This window comes from Rheinheimera sp., assembly GCF_036568245.1.
GTDB lineage: Bacteria > Pseudomonadota > Gammaproteobacteria > Enterobacterales > Alteromonadaceae > Alishewanella.
In genome coordinates this window covers 1-7,656 of record NZ_DATCSY010000189.1, presented here as the reverse complement: position 1 = coordinate 7,656, position 7,656 = coordinate 1, and the positions used below count along the sequence as shown (strand labels likewise).

The 7,656-nt window shown below is 50.3% G+C and carries 9 protein-coding genes and 1 pseudogene; 9 read left to right on the top strand and 1 reads right to left on the bottom strand.

From position 1 onward, the window contains the following. Nucleotides 1-259: pseudogene (locus VIN66_RS08575) on the bottom strand (endonuclease SmrB); the annotation flags it as partial. 53 nt (nucleotides 260-312) lie between these two features. Between VIN66_RS08575 and prmB the strand changes: the two are divergent. From prmB to VIN66_RS08530, 9 genes are all read left to right on the top strand, one after another. Continuing rightward, nucleotides 313-1,263 (top strand): 50S ribosomal protein L3 N(5)-glutamine methyltransferase, encoded by a 951-nt coding sequence (prmB, locus tag VIN66_RS08570; protein ID WP_331923586.1) that lies wholly within the window; start codon nucleotides 313-315, stop codon nucleotides 1,261-1,263. A gap of 34 nt (nucleotides 1,264-1,297) precedes the next feature. Continuing rightward, entirely contained in the window at nucleotides 1,298-2,401 is a 1,104-nt protein-coding gene (gene aroC, locus VIN66_RS08565; RefSeq protein WP_331923585.1) for a chorismate synthase, read from the top strand. An 18-nt stretch (nucleotides 2,402-2,419) separates the two neighbouring features. Continuing rightward, nucleotides 2,420-3,580 carry an MFS transporter gene (locus VIN66_RS08560; protein ID WP_331923584.1) on the top strand — a complete coding sequence of 387 codons (1,161 nt, stop codon included), beginning with the start codon at nucleotides 2,420-2,422 and terminating at the stop codon, nucleotides 3,578-3,580. A gap of 34 nt (nucleotides 3,581-3,614) precedes the next feature. After that, complete coding sequence (locus VIN66_RS08555) at nucleotides 3,615-4,745, top strand: ATP-NAD kinase family protein (protein ID WP_331923583.1); 1,131 nt, start codon at nucleotides 3,615-3,617, stop codon at nucleotides 4,743-4,745. A gap of 1 nt (nucleotide 4,746) precedes the next feature. After that, a complete protein-coding gene (locus tag VIN66_RS08550; protein WP_331923582.1) occupies nucleotides 4,747-5,034 on the top strand; it encodes a YfcL family protein in 288 nt (95 codons plus the stop codon). A gap of 87 nt (nucleotides 5,035-5,121) precedes the next feature. Then, nucleotides 5,122-5,736: an FKBP-type peptidyl-prolyl cis-trans isomerase gene (locus tag VIN66_RS08545; protein ID WP_134055513.1), complete on the top strand. Its 615-nt coding sequence runs from the start codon at nucleotides 5,122-5,124 to the stop codon at nucleotides 5,734-5,736. 81 nt (nucleotides 5,737-5,817) lie between these two features. Further along, on the top strand, nucleotides 5,818-6,285 hold the full coding sequence (locus VIN66_RS08540) for a GNAT family N-acetyltransferase (RefSeq protein ID WP_134055512.1): 468 nt from the start codon (nucleotides 5,818-5,820) through the stop codon (nucleotides 6,283-6,285). A gap of 98 nt (nucleotides 6,286-6,383) precedes the next feature. Continuing rightward, nucleotides 6,384-7,214, top strand: a complete 831-nt coding sequence (locus VIN66_RS08535) for a hypothetical protein (protein ID WP_331923581.1) — start codon at nucleotides 6,384-6,386, stop codon at nucleotides 7,212-7,214. Between the two features lie 139 nt (nucleotides 7,215-7,353). Continuing rightward, nucleotides 7,354-7,656, top strand: a 303-nt coding sequence (locus tag VIN66_RS08530; RefSeq protein ID WP_331923580.1) for a nitrate- and nitrite sensing domain-containing protein, incomplete at its 3' end; no start/stop codon positions are given.

Here is a 7,656-nt window from a genome sequence, read left to right as displayed (position 1 = left end):
AGTGAGGGTCGTCACCTTGCCTTAACCAGCTGAGGCTGCCGCCATCTGCGATATAACCTTCAAATTCGTCAGAAAACCAGAACAAATTTTCATCAAGCTGATGACTTAAGACGTCTGCACGTCTTTTTTGCTTGCGAGGTGTGGCGCTTGGCGGTATCTTGTCCTGCGCAATGGGCCTTGCCCCCGTTATCGACTCGCGAAACAGCTGACTGTCTTCGGCACTGATACCGGGTGATGTTACACTGACTTTCTTTTGCATGGCGCAAGTCTACTCAAACTTACCGGTTAATACAAAAAGAGCTTAACTTCATCATGTCCGACACTGGCGAACTGCTGTTTACCCCTGAATTATTAAGCGATGCTGTTGCTGAGCTTCATACTGTGCATGACTGGCTGCGTTTCGCGGTCAGTAAACTTAATCAATCCGGTGTTTATCTGGGGCATGGCACTGATAATCCATGGGATGAAGCTGCCGGATTATTGTGCTTTGTACTGCATTTGCCTCCGTTGACGGACGATAAGCTATTACATGTCAGACTAACCCGCGATGAGCGGCAGCAATTTTTAAGCTTGTTGCGTCAGCGAATAGAACAGCGGATCCCTGCGGCATATATCACGCAACAGGCATACTTTGCCGGTTTACCGTTTTATGTTGATGAGCGGGTGCTGGTACCGCGCTCACCTATTGCCGAGCTGATTAACTGTAAATTTATCCGTCAGTTAAACGGCAAACCGGTGCAACAGGTACTGGATTTATGCACCGGCTCCGGTTGTATTGCCATTGCCTGCGCTTATGCCTTTAAAGATGCGCAGGTTGATGCGGTGGATATCAGTGAAGATGCCCTTGATGTGGCGCAGTATAACATTGAACAGCATGGCCTTGAGCAGCGTGTATTTCCCATATTATCAGATGGTTACAGTGCGCTTGGCGGTGCTAGGTATGACTTAATCGTGACCAATCCGCCGTATGTTGATGCCGACGATATGGCCGATTTGCCGGACGAGTACCGGCATGAGCCTGAGCTGGGGCTGGCGTCCGGTGAGGATGGGCTGGCGCTGACACGACACATTTTACGCGGTGCAGCTGAGCATCTTACCGATGGCGGCGTGCTGGTATGTGAAGTGGGGAACAGCATGGTGCAACTGCAGCAGGATTATCCGGATGTTGCCTTTGACTGGCTGCAGTTTGAGCATGGTGGCATTGGCGTGTTTGCTATCAGCAAAGCTGAGCTGGAGCGTTGTCAGCATTTGTTTCAGGATTAATCAGTATTAAAACCTATTAGCGTTAGGAGTCGTTATGGCCGGTAACAGCATCGGGCAATTGTTTAAAGTCACAACTTTCGGTGAAAGCCATGGCCCGGCCATTGGGGGGATTGTTGATGGTTGCCCGCCGGGAATGACGCTGACAGCGGAAGATCTGCAGCTTGACTTAGACCGGCGAAAGCCTGGTACATCACGTTACACGACGGCGCGGCGTGAAGATGATGCGGTAAAAATTCTGTCCGGTGTATTTGAAGACACCACGACCGGAGCCAGCATAGGTTTACTGATAGAAAATACCGATCAGCGCTCGCAGGATTATTCTAATATCAAAGATTTGTTCCGGCCCGGTCACGCCGATTACACCTACTGGCATAAGTACGGCATCCGTGACTACCGGGGTGGTGGCCGCTCTTCAGCGCGCGAAACAGCGGTACGCGTTGCTGCCGGTGCTATTGCCAAAAAATACCTGCGCGAGAATTGTGGTATAGAGATCCGTGGTTATCTGGCACAGCTTGGGCCGGTAAAAGCTGAGCTGGTAAGTTGGGACGAAGTCGAAAATAACCCGTTTTTTTGCCCCGACCCGTCAAAGCTGGATGCACTGGATGATTATATGCGCCAGCTGAAAAAAGACGGCGATTCAGTCGGTGCCCGGGTTAACGTAGTGGCCAGCAACATGCCGGTCGGCTGGGGCGAACCGGTATTTGACCGACTGGATGCGGATATTGCCCATGCAATGATGAGCATCAATGCCGTGAAGGCCGTCGAAATTGGTGACGGTTTTGCGGTGGTTGAGCAGCGTGGTTCAACCCACCGTGATGAGCTGACACCGCAGGGTTTCAGTGCCAATCATGCCGGTGGTGTGCTGGGTGGTATTTCATCCGGCCAGGATTTACTGGTGAGCATGGCGTTAAAGCCAACGTCCAGCATTAGCATCCCGGGCAAAAGTATTAATACCTCGGGTGAGGTAGTGGATATTGTTACCAAAGGCCGGCACGACCCTTGCGTTGGCATTCGTGCCGTGCCGATTGCTGAGGCGATGCTGGCGATAGTGCTGATGGATCATTATCTGCGTCACCGTGCGCAAAATCTGCATGTGCAGGTGACAACCCCTGATATCGCCCGCGTTAACCGCGATTAATCCAGCGTGATGATGCAAATGTCTGCCAGGCCAGCCTTAGTGCTGGCTTACTTTACCTATTTTGGTGTGCTGGGCATCTTCGTGCCTTACTTTGGCCTGTTCTTAGATGGCCGCGGGCTGAGCTCAGCTGATATAGGTTTATTACTGGCCATTGTTACCGCCAGCCGCATTGTTGGCCCTTCGGTGTGGGCACTGGTTGCCGAGCGTACCGGCAAACCGCTGCAGGTAATGCGTTATGGTGCCATACTTGCCAGTCTGGGCTGGCTGAGCAGCTTTGCCGATTATGGCTTCTGGCCGCTATTATGTGGTTTTGCGTTATTCAGTTTTTTCTGGACGGCTATTTTGCCGCAGTTAGAAGTATCAGCCTTTGCTTTTTTAAATGATGATACCCAGGCCTACGGCCGTATTCGTACGTCTGGCAGCGTCGGGTACATTGTGCTGGTTATGCTGGGCGGCTGGCTGTTTGAGCGCTACGGCAGTGAGTTTTTACCGTTGTCGGCGTTGTTGTTTCTATTGCTGCTGTTATGCAGTTTATTCTTATTACCCACAGTCACTGTCAATGCAGAGCTTAGCAGCGAGCATGTCAGTTTTACGAAACTTATTAAAAACACCGTATTAGTGCGGTTTATGCTGGCGGCGTTGTTATTACAGATGAGTTTTGCCCCTTTTTATGGGTTTTTCACGCTGTACAGCCGGGATTTGGGCTATAGCGGTACCCAAACCGGTCTGTTTATTGGCCTGGCTATTCTGGCTGAAATCGTCGCATTTTATTTTGCCGGCAGTTTAATGCGTAACCGCAGCTACCGGCTGCTGCTGAGCGTCTGCTACGGTGTGACGGTATTACGCTGGTACATGCTGGCGACAGTGGCGGATAACGTTTGGCTGTTATGTTTTAGTATGTTACTACATGCTGGTAGCTTCGCGATTGCCCACAGCTGTGCCATGCAGTTTATTCAGCAATTTTTTCCAAGGAAGCTGCGTAGCCGTGGTCAGGCTATGTATGCCGGCGTTATTTTCGGTGGCGGTGGAGCCATCGGTGCCTATTTCTCTGGCCTGTTATGGCAGAACGGCGCTGGTGCCAGCCTGACATTTACTGCTGCGGCGTTATTGGCTTTAGCGGCTACTTTGCTGGCGCTGACGCTGCCCGGTGGAAAAGGGGCCGGCAAGACATTACAATAGCGGCCGTTTTCACAGCAGCAAAGGTATATGCAGTATGGCTAATCTGTTCCGGCTGGGGCTTATTATTAACCCGTTAGCGGGGCTTGGCGGCAGCGTTGGTTTAAAAGGTTCAGATGGTCAGGCGCAAAAAGCACTGGCGCTTGGCGCAAAGCCGCAGGCAATGCAGCGGGTTAAAACAGCGTTGACAGAGCTGCTGGCGCAAAAAGACAAATTTGAAATACTAACCGTCGCCGGCGATATGGGCCACAGCGTCTGTGAAGAGCTTGGTTTGCAAAGCCAGGTCATTTATACACCACCTTCATGGCCCTCCAGCGCAAGCGATACAGAAAATGCAGCCAGGCTGTTAGCACAGCAGGGGGTGGATATTCTGCTGTTTGCCGGTGGCGATGGTACTGCACGTAATATCTGCGTCGCTGTGGCTGATAATACTACTGTGCTGGGTATTCCGGCAGGCGTGAAGATTCACTCTGGCGTTTATGCTATATCACCGCAGGCGGCCGGTAAGCTGGTGGCTAAGCTGGTCGCCGGTGAGTTGGTATCACTTAGTGAAGCACCGGTAATGGACATTGATGAGCAGGCGTTCAGGACCGGCGTGGTAAAAGCTCGCCGCTTTGGCGAGATGCGTATACCTGCGCTGCTGCGTTATGTGCAAAGCGTAAAAATGGGCGGGCGCGAGTCTGAAGAGCTGGTACTGGCCGATCTAGCCGCTTATGTCGCCAGCCAGCTTGAAGATGATGTGCGCTATGTAATGGGCTCCGGCTCTACTGTGGCGGCGGTGATGGCTGAGCTTGGCGTTGATAATACCCTGCTGGGCGTCGATGTCGTTGAAAACGGGCAGCTGATTGCCAAAGATGTTACCGCCGCACAGCTGTTAGAGCTGGTGCAGGGCAGGCCGAGTAAGCTTATCATTACGTTGATTGGTGGTCAGGGCCATGTGTTTGGCCGCGGTAATCAGCAGTTGTCTCCCGCGGTTATCCGCGCCATTGGCCGCGATAACATTTTACTTATTGCCAGCAAAACCAAACTGCAGCAGCTTGATGGCAGGCCGTTACTTGCCGACAGCGGTGATGCGACATTGGACAAGCAGCTGACCGGATTAATTAATATTCTGACCGGCTACAACGATTATGTGATGTACCGCTTGGGCTATGAAGACGAGGAATAACATGACAACAGCAGTACCAGAGCAATTTATTGATGCGGTAACCGAGCTTTTTGATGCATTGGTGCCGGTTGCGACTGACGATGAGCTGTTTGCATCAGGTTATCTGCGCGGTCACTTCGACCTTGCCGTAGGCACACTGCAGGTAGAAGGCGCGCCTTTCGCGGCATCTGATGTAATAAGCCAGGTCAGTGGTACTTTACAGCAGGCCATAACAGCAGGTGAGTTGAATGAGCAGGATCAGCATCACGTCAACGCGATCTGGCTGCGTGTTCAGCAGCTGGCAGCCTGAGCTGACAAGACATTCGCGCGCTTATGCGCTACCATAAGCGCACTTTTAACCAAAAGCCGTTTGGCTTTTCCAGCATAAGTGGAACTCATGTCAAAATATACAACGCTTGAACAGCACGCCAGCTATGGTATCGGTTTACAGATGGGCCAGCAGCTGGCCGACAACCCGTTTGAAGGTCTGGATATCGACGCGGTAGCAGCCGGTGTGATTGCGGCCTTCACTGAACAGACTCCAGAGGTAAGCGACGAGCAAATTCGTGCTGCCTTTACTGTGATCAGCGAGCGTATGCAGGCTGAGCAGGCAGAAAAAGCAGAACTACTGGCCGAGGCCGGTGAAGCTTTCCTGGCTGAAAACGCCAAGCGTCCTGAAATCACCGTAACTGACTCTGGCTTACAATACGAAGTCCTGGTAGCGGCAGAAGGCGAAAAGCCAACGCGCAATTCAACAGTACGTACGCACTACCACGGAACTTTGATTGACGGCACAGTGTTTGACAGCTCTTATCAGCGTGGCGAGCCGGCAGAATTCCCGGTATCAGGCGTTATCGCTGGCTGGACGGAAGCACTGCAGCTGATGGCACCTGGCAGCAAACTGCGTTTATACATTCCGCACAACCTGGCTTACGGCGAGCGTGGTGCAGGTAATGCTATCGCACCTTTTAGCGCACTGATTTTCGATGTAGAACTGTTAGCTATTCTGTAATAGCGCTCAGTATGCTAAAAAGCCCTGCTAAGCAGGGCTTTGTTGTTTTCAGGTGTAGCAAAACATAATCAGCAGGTAAGTATGTATCACATCCGCCCTTATCAGATTGGTGAAGAGCCGCTTTTACGCGAACTGTTTTATCACACTGTACATAACGTAAATCAGCGCGACTATACGCTTGAGCAGCGTAATGCCTGGGCGCCGGATCGCTTCGATGCAAACACCTGGGCACTGCGTATTATGCAAAGTGAGCCCTTTGTCGCGCTGGATAATGACACTATTGTAGGGTTTGCCGATGTACAACATGATGGCTATATCGACTTCTTCTTTTGTCATCACGCTTATCAGGGTAAAGGTGTAGGTAAAGCGCTGATGCAGCACATCATAAAAACCGGTCGTCGCTATGGTCTGAAACGCTTTTACGCCGACGTCAGTATAACGGCAAAGCCATTTTTTCAGCATTATGGCTTTGTTGTAGTGCGCCAACAGCAAAAAGAAGTGCGGGGTGTGGTACTAACCAATTTTTTAATGGAAAAGCGCCAGGCCTAAATAACGGCGAGTAACAGCCACACCCGCAGCAATTTTCCCCTAATTAAAAACTCCTTCTATAGTTAAACACGGACAAAACATGCTGAAGGAGGCGGGCTATGCTGTTAATAAAAAGATTCTCTGCGGTTTTTGCTATCTGTGTTTCTGGCATTCTGACAACAACCTCCGCTATGGCGGCAGATAGCGGCAGTCAATATGATGTTATCGGCATTACACTTGGTATGACTGTTGAAGATGCAAAGCAAAAACTGCGGGACTTCGGCATTGAAGAGCAGTCAATATACGAAACCCGTATGTCGTACAGTTATAGCGATGGCGTAAATCACAATTTTAAAACGGATGATTTTGTATACCGGATTATTGGCGCGAATGAAGCTCGCTATAAAGATGGTAAGCAATACAGTGACTCTATTACGCTGTATTTTTCGCCGCCTCCAGAGGGGGGACGGCTGGTTGGTTTGCAACGTCTGATGCTAAATGGCATTGATCCAGTTACGGGTGGCCAGTTTAAGCAAGCGGTTATTGATAAATATGGCGAGCCGACTGCCGCAAACAGCAACACATTGAATTGGAAGTTTGGTAGCGGCAATAAAAACTGCCTGTCCGCCAGCCAGGATGGTACAGGGGTAGCGTTGCCTGACAGCAGTAAAAATAAAAGCATCCTGGATATGGTTTTTGTAAAAAGATCAGGTCAGTACCGGCTGGATTTGTTCAGGGTAAGCCGGGTCAAAAATCTTGATGAGTGTGCCAATATGCTGGAATTCAAGCTTACCGCTACAGATACCAAGCCAGCAAACAGTGTGACAACCACAATGATTGATATTCCATCTTGGGTGAGTGCTGAATTGGCCGCCGGAGCAGAAGTAGAAAGATTACGAAAAGCCGCTGTTGAAAAACGTGAAGGCAAGGGCAAAGTGCCTGCGCTGTGAACGGTTTGTCTTTCAGTTGGCTGTTATCTGTATTGCTTAATAATAAACATATTTTCTGCGACCTAATTTGACATCGCCAGAAGGAATAGCTGTTGCGTCTTTTAAACGTATATCTCTGCTGGCGGCATGGAGCTATGGAATGAATCAGTTAATCAGAAATATCAGCTTATCTAAAAAACTGGTGCTGTTATTGCTATTACCGGTTTTGGCTGTCGTGTGGTTTGCTTCGGGGTTTATGGTTCAAAACGCTACAACAGTGCGCCAAATGCATAGTTTAGTGCAAGCTGCACAGCTTGTAGATCATATTAGTATTCTGGTTAATTTTCTGCAGCAAGAACGCGGTGCCAGCGGTATTTATCTCAGCAGTAAAGGCAACAAGATGCGCCAGGAAGTAAGCCAGATACGTAAGGAAACGGACGCAGCCGCCCGCTCTTTTTTACCT